Annotated in this window: 1 protein-coding gene; it reads left to right on the top strand. The window is 76.4% G+C overall.

Going from position 1 to position 313, the window contains the following annotated elements:
• The coding region (locus ACLBXO_RS31970; RefSeq protein ID WP_447687943.1) for a TIGR00366 family protein at nt 1–313 on the top strand (313 nt) is incomplete at both ends.

Raw genomic sequence — 313 nt, 5'->3', positions numbered from 1 at the left:
GGCCTTCGTGACCATCGGCGGCTACGTGGTGGCGGTGTCGCCGCCCATGCAGGCGCTGATCGAGCGGCTGGCGCGGGTCCCGCGCTCCGGCCGCGGCGCGGTCGGGTTCGTGGCCGCCGCCACGATGGTGTCGTCCTTCCTGAGCTGGGGCCTCAGCCTGATCTTCGGCGGCCTCCTGGTGCGGGCGCTGGCGCGCCGGACCGACCTGCGGATGGATTACCGCGCCGCCGGCGCGCCCGCCTATCTCGGCCTCGGCGCGACCTGGGCGCTGGGGCTCAGCTCCTCGGCGGCGCAGCTCCAGGCGAACCCCGCG

Source organism: Methylobacterium sp. C33D, from assembly GCF_053345825.1.
Note: the sequence above shows the minus strand (reverse complement) of the source record. Positions and strands in the feature narration are given on the sequence as shown.